This is a genomic window from Natrinema versiforme, from assembly GCF_005576615.1.
Classification (GTDB): Archaea; Halobacteriota; Halobacteria; order Halobacteriales; family Natrialbaceae; genus Natrinema; species Natrinema versiforme_A.
Genome location: NZ_CP040330.1, coordinates 33,890 through 57,189, shown reverse-complemented (window position 1 = coordinate 57,189; position 23,300 = coordinate 33,890). Strand labels below are relative to the sequence as shown.

At 63.6% G+C, this 23,300-nt stretch carries 25 protein-coding genes and 1 pseudogene; 17 read left to right on the top strand and 9 right to left on the bottom strand.

Annotation, left to right across the window (positions count from 1 at the left end; translation table 11 throughout):
- Positions 1-47 precede the first annotated feature (47 nt).
- Positions 48-251, top strand: a complete 204-nt coding sequence (locus FEJ81_RS00275) for a YgaP family membrane protein (RefSeq protein ID WP_138246680.1) — start codon at positions 48-50, stop codon at positions 249-251.
- Between the two features lie 72 nt (positions 252-323).
- On the opposite strand, the gene FEJ81_RS00270 is transcribed toward FEJ81_RS00275, so the two are convergent.
- Together FEJ81_RS00270 and upp are read right to left on the bottom strand one after the other, a co-directional pair.
- On the bottom strand, positions 324-701 hold the full coding sequence (locus FEJ81_RS00270) for a cupin domain-containing protein (RefSeq protein ID WP_138243380.1): 378 nt from the start codon (positions 699-701) through the stop codon (positions 324-326).
- Positions 702-775: 74 nt separating this feature from the next.
- Entirely contained in the window at positions 776-1,453 is a 678-nt protein-coding gene (upp, locus tag FEJ81_RS00265) for a uracil phosphoribosyltransferase (protein WP_138243379.1), read from the bottom strand.
- Between the two features lie 276 nt (positions 1,454-1,729).
- On the opposite strand from upp, the gene FEJ81_RS00260 reads away from it, so the two are divergent.
- From FEJ81_RS00260 to FEJ81_RS00240, 5 genes are all read left to right on the top strand, one after another.
- A complete protein-coding gene (locus tag FEJ81_RS00260) occupies positions 1,730-2,473 on the top strand; it encodes a hypothetical protein (RefSeq protein WP_229504742.1) in 744 nt (247 codons plus the stop codon).
- Positions 2,474-2,546: 73 nt separating this feature from the next.
- Complete coding sequence (locus FEJ81_RS00255) at positions 2,547-3,269, top strand: DUF5828 family protein (RefSeq protein WP_138243378.1); 723 nt, start codon at positions 2,547-2,549, stop codon at positions 3,267-3,269.
- 355 nt (positions 3,270-3,624) lie between these two features.
- The gene (locus FEJ81_RS00250; protein WP_229504741.1) at positions 3,625-4,008 is read left to right on the top strand and encodes a hypothetical protein; all 384 of its coding nucleotides are present in this window, start codon (positions 3,625-3,627) and stop codon (positions 4,006-4,008) included.
- Positions 4,009-4,183: 175 nt separating this feature from the next.
- Positions 4,184-5,377 carry an inorganic phosphate transporter gene (locus FEJ81_RS00245; protein ID WP_138243376.1) on the top strand — a complete coding sequence of 398 codons (1,194 nt, stop codon included), beginning with the start codon at positions 4,184-4,186 and terminating at the stop codon, positions 5,375-5,377.
- 48 nt (positions 5,378-5,425) lie between these two features.
- Complete coding sequence (locus FEJ81_RS00240) at positions 5,426-6,163, top strand: hypothetical protein (protein WP_138243375.1); 738 nt, start codon at positions 5,426-5,428, stop codon at positions 6,161-6,163.
- Positions 6,164-6,190: 27 nt separating this feature from the next.
- Here FEJ81_RS00240 and FEJ81_RS00235 read toward each other — a convergent pair whose 3' ends face one another.
- A complete protein-coding gene (locus FEJ81_RS00235; RefSeq protein WP_138243374.1) occupies positions 6,191-7,597 on the bottom strand; it encodes a hemolysin family protein in 1,407 nt (468 codons plus the stop codon).
- Positions 7,598-7,709: 112 nt separating this feature from the next.
- On the opposite strand from FEJ81_RS00235, the gene FEJ81_RS00230 reads away from it, so the two are divergent.
- From FEJ81_RS00230 to FEJ81_RS00215, 4 genes are all read left to right on the top strand, one after another.
- A complete protein-coding gene (locus FEJ81_RS00230; RefSeq protein WP_138243373.1) occupies positions 7,710-8,012 on the top strand; it encodes a glutaredoxin family protein in 303 nt (100 codons plus the stop codon).
- Entirely contained in the window at positions 8,012-8,527 is a 516-nt protein-coding gene (locus FEJ81_RS00225) for a redoxin domain-containing protein (RefSeq protein ID WP_138243372.1), read from the top strand. The genes FEJ81_RS00230 and FEJ81_RS00225 overlap by 1 nt, the downstream gene beginning before the upstream one ends.
- 50 nt (positions 8,528-8,577) lie before the next feature.
- The gene (locus FEJ81_RS00220; protein WP_138243371.1) at positions 8,578-9,165 is read left to right on the top strand and encodes an L-threonylcarbamoyladenylate synthase; all 588 of its coding nucleotides are present in this window, start codon (positions 8,578-8,580) and stop codon (positions 9,163-9,165) included.
- 107 nt (positions 9,166-9,272) lie between these two features.
- Positions 9,273-9,482, top strand: coding sequence for a hypothetical protein (locus FEJ81_RS00215; RefSeq protein ID WP_138243370.1), 210 nt, complete (start codon positions 9,273-9,275; stop codon positions 9,480-9,482).
- A 14-nt stretch (positions 9,483-9,496) separates the two neighbouring features.
- Here the strand turns inward: FEJ81_RS00215 and FEJ81_RS00210 are convergent, their stop codons facing one another.
- Complete coding sequence (locus tag FEJ81_RS00210) at positions 9,497-10,180, bottom strand: CRISPR-associated protein Cas4 (RefSeq protein ID WP_138243369.1); 684 nt, start codon at positions 10,178-10,180, stop codon at positions 9,497-9,499.
- Between the two features lie 277 nt (positions 10,181-10,457).
- Positions 10,458-11,048 carry a conditioned medium-induced protein 4 gene (locus FEJ81_RS00205; protein WP_138243368.1) on the bottom strand — a complete coding sequence of 197 codons (591 nt, stop codon included), beginning with the start codon at positions 11,046-11,048 and terminating at the stop codon, positions 10,458-10,460.
- A gap of 180 nt (positions 11,049-11,228) precedes the next feature.
- Here FEJ81_RS00205 and FEJ81_RS00200 point away from each other — a divergent pair, with 180 nt between their 5' ends.
- The 5 genes and pseudogenes from FEJ81_RS00200 to FEJ81_RS00180 all read left to right on the top strand — a co-directional run bounded on the left by FEJ81_RS00200 (position 11,229) and on the right by FEJ81_RS00180 (position 15,631).
- Entirely contained in the window at positions 11,229-13,415 is a 2,187-nt protein-coding gene (locus FEJ81_RS00200) for a (Fe-S)-binding protein (RefSeq protein ID WP_138243367.1), read from the top strand.
- A gap of 161 nt (positions 13,416-13,576) precedes the next feature.
- Positions 13,577-14,251, top strand: a pseudogene (locus FEJ81_RS00195) (IS6 family transposase).
- A gap of 84 nt (positions 14,252-14,335) precedes the next feature.
- Entirely contained in the window at positions 14,336-14,551 is a 216-nt protein-coding gene (locus FEJ81_RS00190) for a hypothetical protein (RefSeq protein WP_138243366.1), read from the top strand.
- A 270-nt stretch (positions 14,552-14,821) separates the two neighbouring features.
- Positions 14,822-15,172 (top strand): hypothetical protein, encoded by a 351-nt coding sequence (locus FEJ81_RS00185; protein ID WP_138243365.1) that lies wholly within the window; start codon positions 14,822-14,824, stop codon positions 15,170-15,172.
- A gap of 87 nt (positions 15,173-15,259) precedes the next feature.
- On the top strand, positions 15,260-15,631 hold the full coding sequence (locus FEJ81_RS00180; RefSeq protein WP_138243364.1) for a hypothetical protein: 372 nt from the start codon (positions 15,260-15,262) through the stop codon (positions 15,629-15,631).
- 50 nt (positions 15,632-15,681) lie between these two features.
- Here FEJ81_RS00180 and FEJ81_RS00175 read toward each other — a convergent pair whose 3' ends face one another.
- The 4 genes from FEJ81_RS00175 to alaS form a co-directional block, all read right to left on the bottom strand.
- Positions 15,682-16,386 carry a type 1 glutamine amidotransferase gene (locus tag FEJ81_RS00175; protein ID WP_138243363.1) on the bottom strand — a complete coding sequence of 235 codons (705 nt, stop codon included), beginning with the start codon at positions 16,384-16,386 and terminating at the stop codon, positions 15,682-15,684.
- 167 nt (positions 16,387-16,553) lie between these two features.
- Positions 16,554-17,801, bottom strand: coding sequence for a class I adenylate-forming enzyme family protein (locus FEJ81_RS00170; protein ID WP_138243362.1), 1,248 nt, complete (start codon positions 17,799-17,801; stop codon positions 16,554-16,556).
- A 105-nt stretch (positions 17,802-17,906) separates the two neighbouring features.
- On the bottom strand, positions 17,907-18,689 hold the full coding sequence (locus FEJ81_RS00165; protein ID WP_138243361.1) for an alpha/beta fold hydrolase: 783 nt from the start codon (positions 18,687-18,689) through the stop codon (positions 17,907-17,909).
- A 76-nt stretch (positions 18,690-18,765) separates the two neighbouring features.
- Positions 18,766-21,543, bottom strand: a complete 2,778-nt coding sequence (gene alaS, locus FEJ81_RS00160) for an alanine--tRNA ligase (protein ID WP_138243360.1) — start codon at positions 21,541-21,543, stop codon at positions 18,766-18,768.
- A gap of 387 nt (positions 21,544-21,930) precedes the next feature.
- Between alaS and FEJ81_RS00155 the strand changes: the two genes are divergently transcribed.
- The gene (locus tag FEJ81_RS00155) at positions 21,931-22,587 is read left to right on the top strand and encodes a hypothetical protein (protein ID WP_138243359.1); all 657 of its coding nucleotides are present in this window, start codon (positions 21,931-21,933) and stop codon (positions 22,585-22,587) included.
- A complete protein-coding gene (locus tag FEJ81_RS00150) occupies positions 22,584-23,276 on the top strand; it encodes a hypothetical protein (protein ID WP_138243358.1) in 693 nt (230 codons plus the stop codon). Before FEJ81_RS00155 ends, FEJ81_RS00150 begins: the two co-directional genes overlap by 4 nt.
- The last annotated feature ends 24 nt before the right edge of the window (positions 23,277-23,300 follow it).

Genomic DNA, 23,300 nt, shown 5'->3' with positions numbered 1-23,300 from the left:
CGGAACTCGGGACCAGTTATTCCCGCATCGGGGTCGTCCGCTCGCCCATGGACCGAAACGTCGGCGGATTCGACCGGCTCGGCCGCCTCGTCCTCGCGGCGATACTCCTCGTCGTCGGCTACCGAAATCGGGATCGAACGCTCGGCACGCTGGCGTTCATCGCCGGTAGCGACGTCCTCGCAACCGCGATCATCCAGCGGTGTCCGGCGAACGCGGTGCTGGGAATCGACACCTGCGGGACCAGAGAGTAACGATCTGGGACGAGACGACCGGGTGCACGAGGCGAGACAACCGCTCGAGACCGGTCGAGAATCGCGCGACGCTCACTCCTCGGGCTCGTACGGGACGGCGTCGCCGTCGACCGGCGGCGCGCCGACCGCGATCACCGAGACCGCGTCGTCGGCGTCGGCGGGGTTGTACGCTCGCTGGGGCGCGCCGGGTTCGACCGCGAACAGCGACCCCTGCGGGACCGTAAACTCCTCGTCGGGCGTCTCGACGTGAAGCGTTCCCGAGAGGACGACGAACGCCTCCTCTTGGGTTTCGTGATAGTGGTAGGCGAGCGGCAACTGCTCGCCCGGTTCGGCGTCGAACCGATTGATCGCGACGGTTTCCATGCCCGCCGCGTCGCTCAGTCGGCGGAGATCGCAGGGCCGTTCATCGACTCGCTCGAGGTCGTCCGGATCGACGACGGTGTAACTCATAGGAAGTCGATTCGGAGCGATCAGCAAAAGTCCGTCGCCACCCGTTCGGGACGCCATATCCGCCGCTTCGCCGCTCAGGTCGTCCGGAACGCCCGGTCACCGGCGTCGCCGAGGCCGGGGACGATGAAGCCGTCCTCGTCGAGGCGATCGTCGATCGAGACCGTCAGCAGGTCGGCCTCGTCGACCGCTTCGTTGACCCGGAGCAGTCCTTCGGGTGCCGACACCGCGGAGAGGACGATCAGGTTCTCCGGTTGCACGGCGTTCTCGACGACGTGCTCGAGGACGGTACACATCGTACTCCCCGTCGCGAGCATCGGATCGGCGATGATGACCGTGTCCTCCTCGTGGATCTCGGGCAGTTTCACGTAGTCGACGGTGATGGGGAACGAGCCGTCCTCGGCGCGGCCGGCCTCCTCGTTGCGGCTCGCGCTGATGACGCCCTGTCGCGCTCGCGGGAACGCCTTCAGCAGTCCCTCGACAAAGGGCGTCGCGGCGCGGAGCACGTTGATGATCACGACGTCGTCGAGCCCGCGGACGCGCTCGCCCATCGTCTGCTCGAGGGGCGTCTCGATCTCGACGTACTCGGTCTCCATGCGGCCGTCGATGATCTCGTAGCCACAGATCCGGCCGAGTTTGACCAGCCCCTTTCGGAAGCTGACCTGTTCGGTCTCGACGTCGCGCAGACGCGAGAGCGTGTCCTTCGCCAATGCATGCGTGATGAGATACGCGTTGTCCCGGTCTTCGATCGGCATATCCCTACAGCCACTCGCCGGGTAGTTCACAGTATCGATCACCCACGAGCCCCGCGCCGGAACGCGATCTCGAGGCATCGACGGCTCGCGAAAGATCGGCTTGAGACCGCTAATCCGATGTTACCGAGCTGTGATCGACGCTGCGGGTCGAATTCGAGCGCTGATCGCACGGATCGAAAACCGTGCTTGGGTACCGGAAACGGACGAAACGGTGGGACCGGTTTAATCGCTCGATCGGCGTAGGCCCCGACGCTCCATCACGGGCACTGCATTCCAATGAGTCACCAGAACCAACAGCCACGGCAGGGCGGACAGCAGCCGACACGGATGACGGGCGAGCGCGGGACCCCCGGCGGCCAACAGATGGGGGGCCAAGGGATGAGCGGCGGCCAGCAACCCATGGGCGGCCAACAGACGGGCGGTCAGCAGTCGATGGGGAGCGGCCAGCAAATGGGCGGTCAGGGGATGGCCGGACAGGGAACGCAGGGCCGACAGTCGTTCGAGAACCACCTCACGAACGAGCTCCGGATCGCGCTCGAGGACTTCACCGAACTGTCCCACATCGCCGACTGGTGTGCGAAGATGTGCGCGTCGGAGGGGCCACAGCTCGCGACGTGTGCGGCTATCTGTCGCGACATCGCGGAGCTGGCCGAGTTCAACGAGAAGCTGATCGCGCGCGACTCGATGTTCGGGCCCGAGATCGCGGACACGTTCGTCCGGATCGCTCAGGAGAGCCTGCCCGAACTCCAGCAGTTCCAGCAGCACCCCCACGTCGCCGAGACGATTTCGGCGATCGACCGCACGATCGACTCCTGTACGACGCTCCTCGAGATGGTCGGTGGCGGCCAGCAGATGGGCGGCCAGCAGATGAGCGGACAGCAACCCATGGGCGGCCAACAGATGAGCGGACAGCAACCCATGGGCGGCCAACAGATGAGCGGACAGCAACCCATGGGGAGCCAGCAAATGGGCGGACAGCAACCGATGAGTGGCGGCCAGCAGCGGGGCGGCCAGCGCTAAGGCCACCGGCCGGACAGGCGAGTCACGGCAGAGAAGTTTATACCTATCCGCACGCTACCACTCGGCCAGCCGAATGGAAGAGAGTATCTCGGGGTTCAAAGTTCGCGGTGACTGGGGCGACATCGTCGAACACGGCGAGCGCATCACGCGCGCGCTTCGAGACGTCGATGTCCATGATCCTGACCAGGAGTACGGCGCGCGCTTTGCACGCGCCTTCGAGGAGTGGGACGAGTGGCGTCCCAAGGCCCACGAAACCCTCGATTCCGACGTCAGCGAAAAGACCGCCGATCAGGCCAGCGTCGAGGAAGGGAAAGGCGAGAAAGCCGGCAAAGAGCCGGACGAAGACATCAAGACCGCCGGCGAGAAGCTCTCGGAGTCCTACGAGCAACTCGAGGACGACGACGCCGAGGCCGCGGTCGACAACTGGAAGGAGTCGATCGATTACGTCGCGCGCGCGGCCGACTCCGCGAGCCGGAAGGCACTGCGCCGCGTTGAGGACACGGTCTATCAGAACGTGATGACTCAACTCGCGCCCTACTACTTCGACAACGAACTCATTAGCGCCAACATCCAGCAGGCCGCGCGCAACGGCGGGAACGGCGAGCAGTTCGTCTTCGAGGTCAACGTCAACGACGACGTGCTCAAGGAGAGCGTCTCCGACCGGCTCGCCGACTACGAGGACGAGGTCGACCGCTGGCACGTCGAGATCGAGAAGGACACCGACGCGGCCGAAGCCATCGAGGGCGCCGAGCCGCCGCCAGAGCCCGACGATAACTCGCGGTCGACGACGAACTGAGCGAGAACGCAGATCATGGTATCGGGATCGGCGAGCCTACCACGCGGAGTGATATCTCGAACGCACCAGCGTGACGAATAGCTAGCCGAACCTAGCGATCAGGGGGTGCAGACGAAACCGACGTGCGACAGTCTTCGACGTCGGGTACGGTACCGACATCACTCGCCAGCAGAAGTCGCGACTCGCTCTAATCGGGTGCGCACTCTCTAGAGTAACACCCCTGTGAGTGTGGCAGCCATCAGTCCGTCTGCGAGCCCCTCAGCCATGACCGTCTGTAAGCCACCTCTTAGAAAATCATAACTATTGGCATAGTATTTACTCATATCGGGACAGAGAAATGGGCACTCAAATAACTATGAATAAAGCCCCACTCAGCGTCGGAATACTGGGCTGGCTCATCCTTCTCAACGGGATCCGAATCGCTATTCGAGGCAGTAGTGGGGCTCCCTCTCTCGGGACGTGGCCATCGATCGTCGTAGGCGGGTGCACGGTCGCTCTCGGTTGGACGATCATTACCGGCCGACCGATCGGTCTCGCCGGCGGATTCCTTACCTGGAGTTACCACGTTATAGCGGGGTTCTTCGGCGTTCTCAACGCAGGTACCGTCGAAGATAATACCGATCTACTACTGGGTATCGTGACTGCCACGACGCTCTGGCTGACCGGCCTCTGGATCCTGTACAAACACAGGGAGTTCTTTCTCGAGCACGTCGCGACCGAGTCCGAGCCAGTCGAGTAATGCGCGCGAGGTTCCGATGCGGCGGAAAACGGACACGATAATCGGGCAGATGCTCGCGGATCTCCCAACCGCATTGACTCGAGCAGAACCTGTGCGATTGCGCTCTCTGCTCGGCCGCCGCTGGCAGTCACAGGTCGGCACACACTTGTACGATCCGCTAATAGGAGGCGAGTAGATGGTCGAAATCGCCACGCTCGGAACCTTTCTCGTGGCCGCACTCGCGAGTCTCTTCATGGCCTGGGCGATCGGTGCCGGCTCGAGCGGCTCCACCCCGTTCGCACCGGCCGTCGGCGCGAACGCGATTTCGGTGATGCGAGCGGGCTTTCTCGTCGGACTGCTGGGTTTCGCCGGCGCAGTTCTGCAGGGGGCGAACGTCTCCGAGGCGGTCGGGACCGGACTGATCGCCGGCGACGTGACGCTCTCGTCGCTTGCCGCCACGCTCGCCCTGCTCATCGCGGCCGGACTGGTCGCGATCGGTATCTTCACTGGCTATCCGATAGCGACGGCGTTTACGGTTACCGGCGCAGTCATCGGGACCGGTCTCGCGATGGGCGGTGACCCGGCGTGGCCGAAGTACACCCAGATCGCCACGCTGTGGGTCCTGACACCCTTTGTCGGGGGCTCGATCGCCTACGCGGTCGCCCGAGCGCTCCGCGCCGAGGTGGTCGCCGAGGAGTACCTCATCATCGTCTTGGCCGCCGTCGTCGGCGCGATCGTCGCCAACATCGAGTTCGCGCTCCTCGGGTCGGGGTCCGGCGGGGCGTCGATCGCACAGGCCTCGAGCGGCTGGATTCCCGGACCGGCGGTCGCCGGAACCGCCGCCGCGACGCTCGTGATCGCGGCGCTGTGGGCGGGCGCGATCGCGGTCGATCTCAGAAGCGGAACCGAACGCGGCGAGCGCCACTTCCTGCTGATCCTCGGCGGGCTCGTCGCGTTCTCCGCCGGCGGCAGTCAGGTCGGGCTCGCGATCGGGCCGCTGATCCCGCTGTCGGGCGAACTGGACCTGCCGCTGATCGCGATGCTCGTCGGCGGCGGCTTCGGCCTGTTACTGGGGTCGTGGACCGGCGCGCCGCGAATGATCAAGGCGATCTCGCAGGACTACTCCTCGCTGGGGCCGCGGCGGTCGATCGCCGCGCTCATCCCCTCCTTTATCATCGCGCAGGCCGCGGTCCTGTACGGCATTCCGGTCTCGTTCAACGAAATTATCGTCAGCGCGATCATCGGGAGCGGCTACGCCGCGGCCGGCAGCGGCGGCGGCGTCAGTGCCCGCAAGATGGGCGTTACCGTACTCGCGTGGATCGGGTCGCTCGCCGGTGCGATCGTCGTCTCCTACGTCGGCTACACCGCCGTCGGCGCGATCCTCCTCTGAGCGGGCCGACATCGAACGGTCTTTACACGACGGATCGTGAGTTCGAGTATGGACGAGGACGCCGTCGATGTCACCGACACTCCCGACGAGACGATCCAGTGGCGGCGGGACGCGAGCACCTCCCGCACCGTGCGCCTCCTGTGGATGCTCGGGGTCGGCACCTTCTTCGCCGCGATCGGCATCGTCATCTGGTGGCGACTGTACAGAGTCGCCGGCGAAGCCGCCGGCGGAGTCGGCCGAACCGTCGTCACTGCTCTCGTCGTCGCGCTCGCTGCGACCGTCCTCGCGCTGGCCGCCTCGAGTCAAACCGAACGACACCTCGAGCGACTCGTCCGGCGGCTCCCGGTCGACGTGCCCTCAGGAACGAGCCTGAATCGGGCGATGGACGCCGCCGTTGGGACGGTCGTGATGGGGTCGGTCATCGGCGGGCTGATGGGAATCGGCCGATACGTCTCCCAGACCGGGTTACTGGCCGGTGCCGGCCCCTTTACCGGGCTGGCGGCCCTCTGTCTCCCGCTCGCGCTCATCGCCCTCGTCCTCGCCTCGTTCCTGCAGTCCGTCGGCGCGCTCGACCGCGACGAGGGGACGATCTACCTCTACGAACCGGAGCAGGCGATCGACCTCGCGGTGATCGATGCCGTGTCGGTCCGAGAAATCGGGGACGCCGCAGTGCTGGGGCTCACGTACGCGCAGCCGGACGGCCAGTACGTACAGGGGCCGCGCCGGATCGTCGTTCCGCCGGCGGTCGCTCGCGACATCGCGGCGATCGTCGAATCGCGGGACTGACCGGTCGAAGAACTCGGACGACGCGGCTCACTCGTCGTTTTCGTCGATTTCCATCGGCGCAGCCTCGCTTTCCGGCTCCGCTTCGCTCTCCTCGTCCGGCACCTCGAGTTTCTTGAGCCGGGCTTTCAGAATGCGGGTGTTCTCGACGGTTTCGACCGTAATTCGGACGCCGTCGTAGGTTATCTCCTCGCCTTCCTCGACCAGCCGGCCCGCGCGGTTGAAGATGAAGCCGGCGATGGTCTCGAACTCCTGGCCCTCGGGGAGGTCGATCTCGAGGGATTCGTTGACGTCCTCGATGTTGACCTCGCCGCGGACGAGGACGGTGTCGTCGTCGATTGCCTCGATGGGCTGTTCCTCGCCGCCCTCGAGGATCTCGCCGATGATCTCCTCGATCATGTCCTCCATCGTCACCAGCCCCTCCGTGGTCCCGAACTCGTCGATGACGATCGCCATGTGCATCCGATTTTCCCGCATCTCGGTCAGGAGTTCGTCGACGTTCTTCGATTCGGGCACGTGCAGGGTCGGCTGGATGAGATCCGCCAGCTCGAGTTCGGCGTCGCCGGTCTCGCCGTAGTTGAGGTCGCGGACCAGATCGCGGATGTGGACGACGCCTTGGACGTTGTCGAGGCTGCCCTCGTAGACGGGGACGCGGGCGTGACCGCTCTGGATACAGGTCTCGATCGCCTCGTCGATGTCGGCGTCTTTCGGAACCGCCGTCATGTCGAGTCGCGGGGTCATCACCTCCTTGACGATCGTGTTGTTAAAGCGGAAGATCCGCTGGAGCATCTCGTGTTCCTCCTCCTCTAAGACCCCCTCGCGCTCGCCGGACTCGATCATCTCCTGAATTTCGTCACGGGTCACGTACGGTGACTCGATCGCACCCGTCGATCCGATGAGGTTGTTGATCTGGCGCGTCAGGTAATCGAAGAGGGCGATCAGCGGATAAAGCAAGTACTCCGTCGCCTTCAGCGGCCTCGCGATGCGAATCGACCACGTCTCGGCGTTCTCGACGGCGTAGGACTTGGGGACGCTCTCGCCGAAGAGGAGAACGAGCGCGGTGATCCCGAACGTCGCCAGCAAGACCCCGACCAGCCCGCCGAAGTGCATCGACAGGATCGCCGTCGCGATCGAGGACATCGCGATGTTGACGATGTTGTTGCCGACCAGAATCGTCACGAGCAGCCGGTGGGGGTCGTTCTTGAGCCCCTTGACCAACTCCGCACCCGGGATGTCGTCCTCGATCATCCCCTCGAGCCGGTGTTTCGGCAGGTTGAACATCGCGATCTCGGACGAGGAGAAGAACCCGGAGAGGGCGATGAGGACGACGACGGCGAGCGCGCCGAGAGTCGTCACTACCGACTGATCGAACTCGAGTCCCACGAACGGGACTTCATAGGCAGCCAACGGAACCGCAAACAGCGGAGACAACGCCATTGATATACAGCCTTATAGCCGGATCGGTTAACCGTTTCCCATTTTACAACGGGTTACGGACATCGCCGCCGGCGACGACACGTTTACCCGGTCCGTTCCCCTACGTTCGAGTATGAGCGAGACCGCCGAGCCACCGATCACGTTCTACCGGCTCCAAGGCTGTCCGTACTGCGAGCGGGTCGCCCGGCTGCTCAACGAGTACGACCTCTCGTACCGGTCGCGGTTCGTCGAACCGATGCACTCCGAACGGAACGTCGTCAAGCGCGTCGCCGGCGTCCGGACCGTTCCCGTCGTCGTCGACGAGAACACCGGCGTCACGATGGCGGAGAGCGCCAACATCGTGGACTACCTCGAGTCGACCTACGGGCGCGACCGGCCCGACGCGGCCGCGGCGGGTGCCGGAGGTGACGACTGATGCCGGAGTTCGATGTCGTCGAATTGGGTCCGGCGGACCACCCCGAACCCGGCGAGGAAGCCCCCGAGTTCACCCGACCGTTCGTCACCGACGAGTTCTGGGAGGATCGAACGCTGTCGGACCTCGTCGGCGATGGCGAGAGTCGAACCATCCTCGTCTTCACCCCGATGACCGGCTCGTTCCTCGCCAAGTACGTCTGGGACGAACTCGAAGAACGCAACTGGGACGAACGTGCGGACCGCGTCGTTGGCGTCACGGCCTCGACGCCCTACGGCGTCAAGCGGTTCCTCGAGGACAACGACTACCCCTTCGCGTTCTTCGCCGACCCCGGCAACAGGGTCGCGGAATCGTACGGGATCGACCACGACCTCGACGGCATGACCGGTATCAGCGAACCGCGGGTCGCCTTCTTCGCGCTCGGCGACGATCGAACGGTCGAGGGCACGTGGGTCGCCACCGACTGGCCCGACTTCCCCGACTACGACGCCCTCGAGGCGGAACTCGGCCTCGAGTAACCGGCGCTGAGCGACAGCTTTTTGCGCGCGATCCACCGATTTCGAATCGAATGAGCGAGTTCGACCGCGCAGCCGAGGCGATCGAGGCGGGGGAGCTCGTCGTCTACCCGACCGAGACGGTCTACGGCCTCGCCGCGGACGCCCTCGATCCCGCCGCCGTCGAGCGCGTCTTCGAGGTGAAAGGCCGGGACCGCTCGAAACCGATCTCCTTCGCGGTGCCCTCGGTCCCGTCGGCGCTGCGACACGTCCGCGCGACCGAGCGGGAGCGACAGTTCATGGGAACGTTTCTCCCCGGCCCCGTGACGGTCCTCTGCCGGCGACGCGACTCCGTCCCCGACGAACTCACGGCGGGGCGGGACCGCGTCGGAGTCAGGGTGCCGGACCACGCCGTCGCGCTGCGACTCTGTGAGCGGGCCGGAACGCCGATCACGTCGACCAGCGCGAACGTCAGCGGGCGGGAGAGCGCCCGCCGACCCGCCGAGCTCGATCCCGAGATCCGCGAGGCCGCGGCCGTCGTCCTCGACGACGGGGAGACCGACGGCGGGACCGAGAGCACCGTCGTCGACGTCTCGAGCGAAACGATCCACCGACGCGGCGCGATGGCCGACGAGATAGAGGTCTGGCTCGAGCGACACTGAACCTCGACAGCCGCGACTGCCGATCGCCCGGTACCCGCTGCTGCCGTCCCGTTGGGCGACGGTAGCTATATAAGACAACGATCCAATAGGTTCGCATACGTCGCCCCATGAGCAGTCATCCCACCAACGAGTCGTGGTTCGGGACGCAACCAGTGCTGTGGTTCCTCCTCGCCGTCGCGGTCCCCGGCGGTGTGTACGCCGGCAGTGGGATCGTATTCGCCGGGCAGTCCCTCGAGAGCGCGGTGCTGATCGGCATCACCTTCGGGCTCGTCTTCGCCGTCACGACCGCGATCCTGAAATACGCGCTAGGTCGGTAGCTCGCGCCGACGGGCTACAATCCCAGCAGCGACCGCACGGTCCGGGTTTTGACGCCACACTCCGCCGCGAACTCGCAGGACTCGCACTTCGAGCGATTGTTCGTCCGGGACGGCGGCCCGTCCAGTTCCCGAACCGCACGGAGCGCGCTCCGATACTGGGCTTTCCGTCGCGTCGTCATCCGCACCGACCGAATCACCCCGGCGGCCGGATACTCGAGCCACGCCCGTTCGACCGGTTCCTGGTGCTCCCACGCCAGCGCCTTGGCGGCCGCGACCGCGTGGACCGATTGGGATCGCCAGACGCCGTTGTCGGGCGGTTCGCCCGGCGAGACAACCACCGGCTCGAGCGGCTCTGCGAGTACCTTGTGGACGATCCCGCGACAGTCCCGGCCGGTCGCGAGCACTTCCCGATCGCGGGGATTCCGGAGCCGGTCCCACTGGCCCGCGTCCTCGAGTCGCCCTTTGGTCGCAGCCAGCCGATCGCGGTATTGGGTCGGCGAGCGGGCGATCGGTTCCGCCGCGAGGTCGTCCGGCGGGGCCTCGAGCAGGGATTCGTACCGGGGCTCGAGATCTCGAACCCGCTCGACCTCGGGCGGTGGCTCGCGGTTGACATCGTCGCGGGTCCGCTCGTAGTAACACTTCCGGGCGCAGTAGGCTGCGGTCCGCAAATCGCTAAATGAGACTCGAGTGTCAGTCACGAACCGTCTGGCCGCGCCTTCGCATAAGAAGTCTCGTGAGCTTACAGGTAGGCGGAGCGAACGTCGATGCATCCGCGAGCGAACGAAAGCGCGGCGCGTAGCGCCGCGAAAAGACGAGCGGCTAAGCCGCGAGTCGAGTGAGCGAGCGGGCCGACGACTGATCCGGAGCGAGCGAAGCGAGTGGAGGGGAAAGAGGAGTGCTTTTGGTCCAGCTTTTACCGAGGGAGGTTTCGCTGGTAGTAACCAGCGAAACCTCACGCAGCGTAAAAGGTGGGTTCTAGAAGTCCACGTTCGTCTCCATCCCCTCGGTCGCGTCCTCGAGGCCGTCCTCGCGGAGGTCAGAGGTCATCTGCTCGGAGAGTTCCGAGTCCGCGAGGATGCTGTCGAACTCGTCGCGGTAGCGGTCGTTGGCCGCTCGAGACTCGTCTTCGGCCGCGGCGATGCGCCGGTAGCGACGGATCCGGTCGGCGCTGACGTCGTACTCCGCCGCGAGCGTGGCGTCGTCTTCCTCGCGATTGCGGATCGCTGCGAGATCGACTTCGTCGGCGTCGTCCTCGCCGACGAGGTGCAGCGACATTCGGGCCTCGAAGATGTCCGCGGCATCGACGCCGAGATCGTCGGCGATCGCCTCGTCGCTCCGGCCGTCGTAGAACGCTCTGGCGACCGCAATCAACTCGTCGTCCGATAACTGCGTTTCGAACGCATAGCGTTCCCGCATCTGCTGGACGACACTCTCGAGGCGATCCTCGTCCGATCGCTCGTCTCGCTCGAGGGAGCCGCGCGTGTTCTCTTGGGACTCGGTGACGGTTTCCTCGCCGTCGGTGACGTCGGTGAAGATATCCCGGAGTTCCTCGGTCTTATCGTTCATGGGTGGACACTCCAGACGGGAGTCTATTTAAACCTGTTGCCAGATCACGTTGGGTCGGACTACTGACATGGTCGACAATTATGAACTCGAAATAGTCCGAAAATTTCCGCAAGACGGCGTAGGGGTGGTCTGCCGAGCAGTGTGGCAAGAATTAAGTTACAGCCCTCCCCCTCAATGGACATGCACGCGTTAGCACAGTCAGATGTCGCGAGGGACACGTACTGGGGAATCACCAGCGTGGAATACGCGGTGTTCTACCTCCTCGCGTTTACCGCCGTCGCCGTCTTCATGTACGGCGTCTACCGGCGGTTCGCCCGCTATGCGGCGGGCGACGACGATTCGTTCCCTCGTGTGAACGATCTGCAGAACCGTATCGCGAGCGCGGCCAAGATCGTGCTCTCGAACGAGAAACAGTTCAACAGGGATCTCTACGGCGGCCTGATGCACTCGTTTATCCTCTGGGGATTCCTGACGCTGTTTATCGCGACGCTCATCCTCATGGCCGAGGAGTACGCCGCGGAGAAACTCCTCCACCTCTCCTTCTGGAACGGTGACTTCTATCTCGCCTACCAGTTCATCGTCGACGCCATGGGGCTGCTGTTCGTCGTCGGCATCGGGATGGCCATGTACCGACGGTACTGGGTCCGCAACCATCGCCTCTGGGACCGCCACACCTCGAGCGAGGACGATCTTTTCATCTGGACGCTGTTCGCGCTCGGTGTTGGCGGCTTCCTGCTCGAAGGCCTCCGTGTCTACAGCGCCGGGATCCCGGACCACGAAATCGTCAGTTTCGTCGCCTACGGCATGGCGCTGGGCTTCGACGCGATCGGTCTCCCGACGCTCGGGCCCGAACAGGCCGGCCTCAACGGGGCCGGGCTGAACGTCGAGAACCTCCACTGGCTCGCGTGGTGGTCTCACTCGCTGATCGCGTTCTTCTTCATCGCGTGGATCCCCTACGCCAAGCCGTTTCACATGATCTCCTCCTTCGCGAACGTCGTCACGCGCGACGAGAAGGCCGGCCAGCGCCTGCCGAATATCCCCTCGGATCTGGACGCGACCAACGCCGAGTCCATCGACGACTTCACGTGGAAGGAAATCCTCGATCAGGACGCCTGTACCAAGTGCGGCCGGTGTTCCTCGGTCTGTCCCGCGAAGGCGTCCGACCGCCCGCTCGACCCGCGCAACGTCATCCTCGACCTGAAATCCTACCGCGAGGACCTCGAGGCCGGCGGCGAGGAGCAACCCATCATCGCCGACGGCGGGACGAGCGTCATCAACTCGGAGACCATGGAGTCCTGCATGGCCTGTATGGCCTGTATGGACGCCTGCCCCGTCGAAATCGAGCACCTCAAGAGCTTTACGCGGCTCAACCGCCAGATGGCCGATCAGGGCGACGTCGCCCCCAGCATGCAGGACGTCTTCCAGAACGTCATGCAAAACGGCAACACCTTCGGCGACTCGCCGCGCAATCGCGGTGACTGGGCCGACGAACTCGAGTTCGACGTCACCGACGCCCGCGAGGAGGAAGTCGACTACCTCTGGTACGTCGGCGACTTTCCGAGCTACGACGAGCGCAACAAGCAGGTCGCCCGCTCGCTGGCGACCATCCTCAAAGAGGCCGACGTGAGCTTCGGCATCCTCTTCGACGACGAGAAGTTCGACGGCAACGACATCCGCCGCGTCGGCGAGGAGTTCCTCTACATCGAACTCGCCGGCCACCACGTCGAGACGTGGGACGACTGCGAGTTCGACAAGATCGTCTGTACCGATCCCCACTCGTACAACACCTTCAAGAACGAGTATCCGGAGGTCGACTTCGAGGAGTTCGCCGACGACCCAATGATGCCCTTCGACTACGAAGAGCAGTGGAACGAGGACGGCGAGATCGACGTCTACCACTGGACCCAAGCCGTCGAGGAACTCGTCGAGGAGGGCAAGCTCGACCTGAACGGTACCGAACTCGACTACACCGTCACCTACCACGACCCGTGTCACCTCGGGCGGTACAACGACGAGTACGAGGCCCCGCGCGAACTCATCACGGCCACGGGCTGTACGTTAGACGAGATGCCCCGCAACCGCAGCAACTCCTTCTGCTGTGGCGGCGGCGGTGGCGGCCTCTGGATGGACTTCGAAGAGGAGCCCAAACCCAGCGAGGAGCGGATCCGGGAAGCGCTCGAGGACACCGACGCCGGCAGCGGCGTCGAGAAGTTCGTCGTCGCCTGTCCGATGTGCATGACGATGTACGAGGACGGCCGCAAGACCGGCGGCTACGAGGACGAGATCGAGGTCGTCGACGTGGCCGAACTCATCGTCGAAGCGATCGGGAAGGCAGACGAGGCACAAGTCGAAGTCACGGCGGACTGATCGATTCGCAGCCACCTCGGGTTTTGCAACGCTACCGTTTCGATCGCTCCCTCCTGAGACTGACGTACTTTGTCAAAATATCTCTATTCTAACTATTCTTATAATCTTACCAGTTGAGCCAATTTGAGGAACGAGCTGGTCGTTGAGTGACTTGAACTAGAATGCTCGCAGACCTGCTCAGCGAGTTCTATGACGCAGATTTAAAAGGACCTTGGAAGAATGAGCGGACGGCGACGCCCGTCAGGACATTCGCCGTCCGCCTCCACGAAACCGGTTGTTCGCTCCGCGAGACAACAACAACTTGGCGGAATTAAGCGTTGAACGCTCGCATGGAGCGGATTAGAATTGGTGCATCGGCTGGCTGACAGCGGGTACGACCCGCCTGAGGCGCAACCGAAGCGGGTCGCAGTTGACGAGACTGCTGTCAAGATCAACAGCGAGTGGTCTTGGTTATACGCTGCAATAGACACTGAGACGAAGCTGATTCTCGATGTCCTGTTATTTGGTCGGCATGCCACCGATCCGGCAGCTGCGTTTCTGCATCGACTCGACGAGAAATACGATCTCACCGATACCGTATTTCTCGTGGACCAATTCGGCAATCGGACTGCCCTTGCTCGATTCAGATTAAGCGGGCGGGTCAACTACACCGAGCGAAACCTCATCGAAACGTAGTTTCACACCCTCAAAATTCGCATCGACCGCTTCCAAACTCGTGGGTGGGAAGTCGGTTGAGCGCACGCGAATGCTTTGAACAATTAATACACTACTACAACCGTCAGGGACCGTACCACGCTCTCGACGGAAAGACACCAATCGAGGAGGTACAGGACTAAACAGCGCCCTATTTAGTAGATATTATTTAATTCAATATAGTTAGAAAGATTTTTATTCAGGATTACCAACCTATTATATGGAGCATGAGAGAATCCAGAAGGACCATATTGAAGTCGGTTAGTAGTGCAGCAATTATCGGTCTATCCGCAAACTCCGTCAGTGGATCACCGGATAATGAACATCGTGTTTTCGAAAATGCATTAGAAATTGTTGAGGAAACATCTAGTGTAGATAAAATGATTAAATATATGGAAAAAAGAGGTCACGGTCATGACAGTCTTAGGGGAAGAATAACCTAGAATTACATCAATGAAAGAAATGGTGTATCGACACAACAATCAGAAATAAACAAATCATCTCTAGATATTTATATTTCACTATTCGGCCCATCATGTGAAAGAGCTAATGAACATGGGTATGAGGACTCATTTTACGCATATATTGGCTGGGAATTTGACGGCAACGAAAGTGAGTGTGGCCGGAGTAATACATTCGGTGCGAAAGACTGTATAGGTCTGACATACAAAGAGGATGCGTGGTATGTCCCAGATGGGGCTGACGGATCTTGGATGTCCGACAAGGTCTCAGTTTCACCAAAATACTATCAAGAAAACGGAATTGCATGTAAGTTTGATGATGAATCATTAGGGGAAGTCTGTGATAAAGAAAACAAAGGAAAGCACTGGTATTTCGCTGCCCCTCTCAAATTCGCAGACGGTGACTTCGAACCTGGGTCTCGCCAAGTTTGGGCAGTTTATAGCCATCAAAATGTCGCGAAATACCTGGGTGATCTCCAACTGAACTTTGGGGCCATATCATATTCAACAGCTAATGATCCAATAGCATGGCAACGCCATACGAATGAAGAAGGAGAGCAACTTATAATGAACGATCAAGACGCAACTTCCTGTACGATTTGAGGTTAAGTCTCTAGCAACGAAACCAAAGGAAGTTTGGTATTGGCCAACGTGAATTACCGGTAGATAATATATTGTTTCTTTATAATTATGGGACGAGAATATCGTAGGACGTTCGCTATTTCCATACTAGCAGCGTTATCAGGGTGTGGCTATTTTCGGGAGGACTCTGTCAGTTGTCCGACTGAGAGACGATTCATTATAAAAAATAATGATGATATCACCCATAACATAGAAATAAAAATAACAGATTCAGAAACCTCAGAGATAGTATTTGAAGAGGTCAGGGCAGTTGGCCCAAATAAACAAAAGGATTTCAGTCATTTATTATCTTCTCTGAAGGAATATGAAGTCACACTTAAAGTCGAATCACTTGATGCAGAGTTCAAAGTTTCAGAGACTACGGCCTGCGCCATAGTGAAATCCTCACAAAAAATAGATATTATTTACAATGGAGAATGAGACCACATATACGTCAAAATGCTATTTTTGCAATTTTTAATAATATATAATCATACCATTGGCCTGCTCTCTATCTGTTCTTTTACCTCCCGGACGAACTCGAGGAAGTTGTCGAAGACCAGTTTCGCCTCGCACGCCTGCTGGTAGTTCGCCTCGGTAATCTCGCCGAGGATCGACTCGAGGCGCTCGTCGGAGAGTTCCTTCCGGTGGACGAGTTCGCGGGCGGTCTTGGTGTCGTACTCGGGGTGGAACTGGACGCCGAAGACCCGGTCCTTGCGGAAGCCGTGGTTCGAGTAGTCGTTTTCGGCGAGGGGCTCGGCACCCGGCGGGAGGTCGGCGACCTCGTCGGAGTGGCTGGTGAAGGCGGTAAAGGACTCGTCGATGCCGTCGAACAGCCGCGACTCGCCGGTGTGCTCGATCTCGCTGTAGCCGACTTCGTAGACGCCCATGTCCGCGACGGTTCCGCCGAGGACGTCGGCCAGTAGCTGGTGGCCCCAACAGACGCCGAGGAAGGGAACGCCGCGATCGATCGCCTCGCCGACCCACTCCTTGATGGGGGCCATCCACTCTTCGTCCCAGTAGACCGACGCTCGAGAGCCGGTGACGACGGCCCCGTCGTACGCGAAGTCGTCGGGGACCGTGCCGTCGGTGGCGTCGAATTCGGCGAGCGAAGCGTCGAGTTCGCGTCGGAAGTTCCGCGTCGTGTTCTCGTCCCGATGGGCCGCGTTCAGGACGGCAATTCGGAGCTGACTCACGGGACGCTAGTGGCCACTCGAGACGCATAGACTTTCCGTCCCACGCCGCCGTTGCCGCAACCGCTGACGGCTAGGACCGGCGTTCCGTGGCCGTCGAGTGAATGGAAGCCGGTCGCGGTCGCAGTCGAAAATCCGACGCGAAACGACCGCGGCCGATCCGCGACGCCTCACTGGAGATAATACCGACCGTCCGCGTCGCGGCGGACTCGGTCGCCGGCGTCGAACCACCCGTCGGCAAACTCGCCGCGATCATCGGCCTCGTCGTGGTCCTCACTGTGCAGTTCCGCGGGCTCGTACCAGTTCTCCTCCTCGGTCCCGGCGGCGTTGACGTATCCGTCGGCGACCATCGGCCCGGAGAGCTGAAGTCGGCCGGTCGCCTGACCGTCCAGCACCGTTCCGTCGTCGTCGACCAGGCGAACTCGACAGTCGGGAACCGGCCGGCCGACGGCGGTCTCGTCGGTATCGGCTCCGTTCGTCCCCGTCTCGAACCCCTGGCTCAGCGCGGTCGGACACTCGAGGCGGCCGTAGACCCGCGCGACCGGAACCGCCCGATCGCGGTAGGCCGCGATCACGTCCTCGCTGACCGGGGCCGCACAGACCGCTCGCTCGAGCGAGTCGACGGCGGCGTCGAAACCGGATTCGGCGGCGAGATCACGAAGGGTCGTCGCCCGGCCGGGCAAGAACGTCGCCGACTCGGACTCGATCGCGGCGAGCGTGTCACCGGGATCGAACGCACGATCGAGCAAGAGGGTGCCGCCGGCGTATAGCACCGACAGTGCGACGCGAACGAGGGCGTCCGCGGCCGACAGCGGTGTGGTCAGCGGGACGATATCGTTCGCGGCGAGCCCCCACGCCGCGACGGCCGTAGAGCAGTTGCGCTCGACGGCCGCGGCGGAATACCCGGCGATCGGACGCCCCGTGTCGCCGTGGAGAGCCAGTAGTGGGTTGTCGCCCGCCGCCGCGTGCCGCTCGTCGAAATCGACAGCGGCGCGGTCAGCGTCGGCGAGTTCCGCGAGTGTCACCGTCCGATCGAAGGGAATCGACCGCACCAGATCCCGTTGGGCCGCCTCCGAAACGACCAGATCGGGATCGAGGACGTCGAACGGGCGCTCGACGGAGGCCGGCGTCAGCAGGTGCGAAATTGGCGCGAACGTCGCACCGAGTCGCCGACAGGCGAAAACCAGCGCGAGCGCGGCGACCCGGTTTCGCGTGACGAGACAGACGGTGTCTCCCGGGCCGACATCCAGCGCCGCGAGCCGCTCGGCCGTCCGCGTCGCGATCGTCGATAACTCGTCGTAGGAGACCCGATCCTCGTGGATCGTCTCCGCCGGCGCGTACAGCCGCTGCTCTGAGATATCGACGACCGCCGTCCGATCCGGGAACTGCTCGGCCCGGCGAGCCAACGAGAGGGTCACGGCGGGACCTCCAACGCTCGAGTACGTAGTAGATAGGGGGTCAGTCGCAAGCACGGGACGGCGACGTGTACAGAGAGACCGCGCACCGAGCAGCGGCGAGTCGACTCAGTCGTCGTCAGTGTGTTCCGCGAGAGCCCCCAGCAACAGATCGTTGACCGTCCGCGAGCGCTCGACGAATGCGAGGTGGCCCGCATCCTCGAGTCCGCTGAACTCCCCGCGCGGAAGCCCGCGAGCCAGTTCCCGTCCGGCCGCGGGCGACACCAGTTCGTCCGCCTCGCCGTGGATCACCCGCGTCGGCTGGGTCACCTCGACCAGCCACTCGGTCGCGTCGAACTCCTCGAGGGCCGCGACCTGTGCCGCCCAGCCCGCCCGGTCGGCGTCGCCGTCGGCCCGCCAGTCGACGATTCCTTCCACTGCGTCGGGCTGGGCCTCGTGGAAGTCCGCGGAGAGGGCCGCCTCGAGCGATTCCCGGAGCGCATCGGGATCGCCCGGGGGCGCGAAGAGGGGTTCAAGGTCGAACGCCGATCCCTCAGCCCCCGTCCCGAACAGCGTCAGCGTCTCGACGCGACTCGAGGTCCGGGCCGCCGCCAGCGCGATCGCGCCGCCGAGCCCGCAGCCCACGAGGTGAGCGTTGGTGATCTCGCAGTCGGCGAGGACCGCCTCGAGGTCGGCGACGAGCGCCTCGAGGGAATACGGTCCGGGCGGTGCGTCCGAGCGGCCGGTTCCGCGGAGATCCCAGACGACGGCCTCGTGGGGGCCGACGATGGCAGCGTGTTGCCAGCCCCAGAGCCAGCCGCCGAGGCCGGCCTCGGGGACGAAGACGACGGGCTCGCCCTCCCCCGCGCGATCGTAGTACAGCGAGACCGATCCGTTCGATGCAGTGGGCATGGGAGAATCGACGGGACGGGTACCGAAAGAAGGGATCGATTTCGACTCGAGCGATCGGCCTAGCGAGACCGCCGAATCAGGCGTTCAGGATCTGGCGCAACACGTCCGGGGCGTCCTCGAGCGCCGCGTCTAAGTCATCGACGTTCGGGCCGCCGCCCTGTGCGAAGTCCGGCGGGCCGCCGCCGCCGCCGCCGACCTTGGCGGCGAGTTCGCCGACGACCTCGCCGGCGTTGACGCCCACGTCGTCGGGCACCGCGACGACGAACTGGGCGCCGCTCTCGCCGCTGCCCAGCACTGCGATTTTGCCCTCTTCGACGAGGGCGTTGGCGGTCGCACGGAGTTCGCCCATATCGGCGTCGATCCGGTCGATGACGGCCGTCGTCTCGCCGATGTCGACTTCCTCGCCGCCGCCACCGCCGCCGGCGCGGGCCTCGGCGAGTTGTTCTTTGAGGTCCTCGATCTCCTTGCCTCGAGCCTTCCACTCGTCGAAGAACCGTTCGGCGGTCTCGGGCACGTCTTCGGGGGACACGTCGAGGACCGCGGCGGCGTCGTACAGCGCGTCCTCTTTGGTCTGGGTGGCCTCGATGGCGGCCTCGCCGGCGGCGAAGGTGATTCGCTCGACGCCGTCTTGGACTCGCTCGGTGTTGAGGACCTTGATCGAGCCGATATCGCCGGTTCGGGCGACGTGTGTGCCACCGCAGGCCTGGACGTCTTCCTCGACGTGAATCAGCCGGATCTGCTCGCCCGGGGGGATGCCGCCCTGATAGAGGTCGAAGCCGTGTTCGGACTCGGCATCGTGGCGGTCGGGCCACTCCTGGGTGACCTGCGTGTTGTCCATGACGATCTCGTTTGCCCGTTGCTCGATCCGCTTGACGTCCTCGCGGGAGATCCGGTCGTAGTGGCGAACGTCGATCCGCGAACTCTCGACGCCCTTCTGGGCACCGGCCTGCCGGATGTGCTCGCCCAGCACCTGTCGCGCGGCGTGGATGACGATGTGGGTCGCCGTGTGGTGGCGCATGAGCTGACGGCGTCGACCGCCGTCGATCTGTCCGTTGACCAGTTCGCCCTTGCCGGGATCCTCGTCGGTCCGGTGGAGGATGACGCCGTCCTCGATCTGGACGTCCGCGACCTCCACGGTCGTATCGTCGGTCGAGAGCGTCCCCGTATCGGCCGGTTGGCCACCGCCCTCGGGATAGAACATCGTCTGGTCCAAGACGACGTCGTAGCCGTCCTCGCGCTCGAAGACATCGAGCACGACCGCCTCGAACTGCGTGCGCTGCTGGTCGTCGTAGTAGAGTTTCTCCGTCTCTGGCAGGTCCTCGAAGCGCTCGTCCGCCTCGTCCTCGTCTTCGGCGGCCGCCTCGGGCGTGTCGTGGCGCTTCGCGACGAGGCTGTAGAAGTCGTCGGGGATATCGACGTCCGCGCCCGTCTCCTCGGCGATCTCGGCGACCATATCGGGCTGGATGCCGTGGGAGTCGTAGAGTTCGATCAACTCCTCGGTCGGAATGGGCTCGCCTTTCTTCGCGTACTCCTCGGCCAGCGTCTCGACCCGGCGACCGCCCCGCTCGAGCGTCTCGCGGTACTTCTCGACCTCGGTGCGGACGATGTCCCGGATCGTGTCGCGGTTCTCGTACTCGAGGCGCTCGGCCTGCATGTCGACCAGTTCGTCCAGCGGCGCGTCGATGCCGACGGTGTCACAGAGCCGCTTGGTGCGTCGGAGGACCATCCGCGCGAGATAGCCCGTGCCGACGTTCGAGGGAACGATGCCGTCGCCCAGCATATAGGCGAGCGTGCGGCAGTGGTCGGCGATGGCGTAGATGTCCTCGAGGGGTTCCATCAGCGCCTCGAGTTCCGCGATGTCGACGTCGAGTTCGGCGGCGATATCGCCGCGGGCGGTCTCCATGTCCTCGGCCTCGTCGATGTCCATGTGGCCCGCGAGTTTCGCGGCCCGATGGATCAGTTCCTCCTGCTCGTCGGTGTGGTCGAGCCCGGCGTTCTCCTTCAAAAAGGCGATCATGTCGGGGTAGACCGCCTCGTAGACGGTCGGCGTCCCTTGGGAGACCCACGTCCACCGCTCGAGCCCGTAGCCGGTGTCGACGATGTAGGTGTCCATCGGGCTGTAGCGGTTCCCGTCTTTCATCTCGTACTCGCCGTCGGGGTCTTGCTCCATGGACATGAAGACCAGCGTGGCGAGTTCGACGCCGCGGTAGATGACCTCGATGGCGGGGCCGGCGTTGCCGCCGCCGACCCACGGGTCCTCGATGTAGATGACTTCCTCGAGGTCGACGCCCATCGAGTCGAAGAAGCCGTCGCAGAGTTCGACGGTGTGGTCCTTCCAGTAGACCTCGCCGTGGTAGGCGTACTTGTCCTCGGGGACATCCTCGCGCGTGTTGAACGCGTGGTGGGCCATCATCTCGAAGGCCATCGTGTGTCGGCCGGTCTTGCCGACGTTGTCGATGTCCTGCATCCGAATGCAGGGCTGGGAGACCGTCAGCGGGTTCGCCGGCGGCGGCGTCTCGCCGCTGGTGACCAGCGGCTGGAAGTCGTAGATCGACGCCTGGGTCAACAGGACGTCGTCGCGCCAGCGGTTCGCCGCGACGGGGTAGGGATCGATTCGCTCGTGGTCGTTGGCCTCGAAGTAAGAGAGAAAGGCCTCGCGCATCTCGGTGAGGCTGTACGACCCATCGAAGCCCGAGTTGTCGATGAAGCCGTACTCTTCGCAGGGCGGCTCACCGCAGGTCACCCGGTCGTGGTCGCGCGTCCAGAAGTGAGCGCCACACTCCGGGCACTCCTTGCGCTCGAACCCTTCTTCCTCGAAGTACTCGAGGCGGTATTCCTCCGCCAGTTCGCTCATTACGCGTGTATTCGCCCTGCAGCGCGTAAAACAGTTCCGCAACTGCCGTCGCGAAACCAGCATCCGACGCGACTATGAGCGAGACAGTTGTGAACGGGAACACCTCGTACCGGAACGCCGGTACCGCGGATAGACGGTGTCCGTCAATCCCTCGCGGCGCTCGCGCGGCGGCTCGTCGATGCACAGTTGCGCCGCCAGTGCCGAGAGAAGTGATAGGAAAATAATAAGTATCTGCCGATAAAATACACGGATAATGGTGGGAATGGAACGGAGTCGGACGGGTGGACAGGTGAGTCGATCCGGGAGGTGCGATCGGACGGTTCCGAACCCTCCTGCGGACGGACACGGGCGCGGTGACGGGTCCCGAAACAGGGGCGACCGCTGATCATGTCGACGCGACGGTCCCTGCTCCGGAAGGCGGGCCTGACCGGTATCGGAACGACGATCGGCGTGACGCTCCTCCCCTCGCCGCCGAACGCGACGGACCCCAGCGGCACGGTCGAGGCCGCCGAACCCCCCGAGGAAGTCGCCGACTGGCTCGACGAACCGATCACCGACGAGAGCGACGCGCCGATCGGCCGCTACCACTACGAGCCGACCAGAAACGGGTTCCGCGCGACCGCACCGTTCAACGTCGTGCTCCTCCCCGAGGCCGACGGCGAACGGGGCCTCGAGCGCGTCATGTCCGTCCTCGACGACGAGGGGTGGGTCCGCAGTCCCGAAGAGTACACCCGGTTCGCGTGGGATCGGGAACGCGAGGCGTTCGTGCGCCAACAGGCGACGGCCGCCCAGACCTACTACGGGACCAACGGCCGGCGACACGTCCGGTGCTGGTCGTTCGAGAGCATCGTCTCGATGCAGGCCCACGAGGACACGAGCGCCCGCCCGAAACACGGTATCGCCTCCTACGAGCGCGGTCGGGACACCGTCGAGGCGATCTTCGCCGAGGACGGCTGGGAAATCTCCCCCGGCACGATCGACCTGCGAAACGAAAAGGGGCCCGACCACGACGGGCTCGCGACGGTCATCGCGGAGGAGCCGTGAGCACCGAAACCGACGACCGTCGATCGCTCGACACGCGAGCGGCTATCGGGACCGTCCTCGAGCACCCGCTGCTCGGACTCGAGCGGCGACGAACGGCGCTCACCGTGGTGTACCTGTTGGGGCTGGTCGCGATGTTCTGGGCCAGCTACCTCGGAACGCGGGTGCCGGTCACCGACGCGCTGCGCAATACGCTGACGACGGGGCTGGACACGCTCAGCATGGTCTTCATCGCGCTGGTGACCCCGACGATCCTGCTCGTGCCGTTGTGCTATGCAATCTGGAACGGTGGACCGGGACTCTCCTTCGTCCTCCCGCTCGTGCCGGTCGGTATCGGAGACGTCATCGCCGGCGCGTACGTGCTCGATCTCGACATCGCGATCGGCCTGACCGTCGGCGCGACCGCGGCCGCAGTCGCGCTCGTCGCCGTGGACGTCCGCCGGGCCGACTCGCTGCGGTTCTGGCGGGCCGGCGTGGACGAGGACCGGTTGCTGTTCGTCACCGCAGCCGCGGTCGTCGCCGCCGTCGGCGTCGGCCGCTTCGTCGACACCGCACCCGCCTACATGCTCGAGTGGTACGCGCCCCTCGGCGGCTGCTGGCTCGTGACCGCCGCGCTCGTCGGCGGCTACTGGATCGTCTGGGCTCGATCGGCGCTGGGGGCTGCCGGCGGTCACGATCCGGCGGATTCGTAGCCCCGCTCCGACTGCGAACCGGTC

Excerpts from the sequence above, each read along its gene's own strand:
- FEJ81_RS00165 (WP_138243361.1), bottom strand. The coding sequence starts at position 18,689 with ATGCCCACTGCATCGAACGGATCGGTCTCGCTGTACTACGATCGCGCG.
- FEJ81_RS00235 (WP_138243374.1), bottom strand. The coding sequence starts at position 7,597 with ATGGCGTTGTCTCCGCTGTTTGCGGTTCCGTTGGCTGCCTATGAAGTC.
- FEJ81_RS00260 (WP_229504742.1), top strand. The coding sequence starts at position 1,730 with ATGAGTCACCAGAACCAACAGCCACGGCAGGGCGGACAGCAGCCGACA.
- FEJ81_RS00250 (WP_229504741.1), top strand. The coding sequence starts at position 3,625 with ATGAATAAAGCCCCACTCAGCGTCGGAATACTGGGCTGGCTCATCCTT.
- FEJ81_RS00185 (WP_138243365.1), top strand. The coding sequence starts at position 14,822 with ATGTCCGACAAGGTCTCAGTTTCACCAAAATACTATCAAGAAAACGGA.
- FEJ81_RS00275 (WP_138246680.1), top strand. The coding sequence starts at position 48 with ATGGACCGAAACGTCGGCGGATTCGACCGGCTCGGCCGCCTCGTCCTC.
- FEJ81_RS00255 (WP_138243378.1), top strand. The coding sequence starts at position 2,547 with ATGGAAGAGAGTATCTCGGGGTTCAAAGTTCGCGGTGACTGGGGCGAC.
- FEJ81_RS00205 (WP_138243368.1), bottom strand. The coding sequence starts at position 11,048 with ATGAACGATAAGACCGAGGAACTCCGGGATATCTTCACCGACGTCACC.
- FEJ81_RS00245 (WP_138243376.1), top strand. The coding sequence starts at position 4,184 with ATGGTCGAAATCGCCACGCTCGGAACCTTTCTCGTGGCCGCACTCGCG.
- FEJ81_RS00190 (WP_138243366.1), top strand. The coding sequence starts at position 14,336 with ATGAGAGAATCCAGAAGGACCATATTGAAGTCGGTTAGTAGTGCAGCA.
- alaS (WP_138243360.1), bottom strand. The coding sequence starts at position 21,543 with ATGAGCGAACTGGCGGAGGAATACCGCCTCGAGTACTTCGAGGAAGAA.
- upp (WP_138243379.1), bottom strand. The coding sequence starts at position 1,453 with ATGCCGATCGAAGACCGGGACAACGCGTATCTCATCACGCATGCATTG.
- FEJ81_RS00200 (WP_138243367.1), top strand. The coding sequence starts at position 11,229 with ATGCACGCGTTAGCACAGTCAGATGTCGCGAGGGACACGTACTGGGGA.
- FEJ81_RS00240 (WP_138243375.1), top strand. The coding sequence starts at position 5,426 with ATGGACGAGGACGCCGTCGATGTCACCGACACTCCCGACGAGACGATC.
- FEJ81_RS00180 (WP_138243364.1), top strand. The coding sequence starts at position 15,260 with ATGGGACGAGAATATCGTAGGACGTTCGCTATTTCCATACTAGCAGCG.
- FEJ81_RS00270 (WP_138243380.1), bottom strand. The coding sequence starts at position 701 with ATGAGTTACACCGTCGTCGATCCGGACGACCTCGAGCGAGTCGATGAA.
- FEJ81_RS00155 (WP_138243359.1), top strand. The coding sequence starts at position 21,931 with ATGTCGACGCGACGGTCCCTGCTCCGGAAGGCGGGCCTGACCGGTATC.
- FEJ81_RS00225 (WP_138243372.1), top strand. The coding sequence starts at position 8,012 with ATGCCGGAGTTCGATGTCGTCGAATTGGGTCCGGCGGACCACCCCGAA.
- FEJ81_RS00230 (WP_138243373.1), top strand. The coding sequence starts at position 7,710 with ATGAGCGAGACCGCCGAGCCACCGATCACGTTCTACCGGCTCCAAGGC.
- FEJ81_RS00215 (WP_138243370.1), top strand. The coding sequence starts at position 9,273 with ATGAGCAGTCATCCCACCAACGAGTCGTGGTTCGGGACGCAACCAGTG.
- FEJ81_RS00220 (WP_138243371.1), top strand. The coding sequence starts at position 8,578 with ATGAGCGAGTTCGACCGCGCAGCCGAGGCGATCGAGGCGGGGGAGCTC.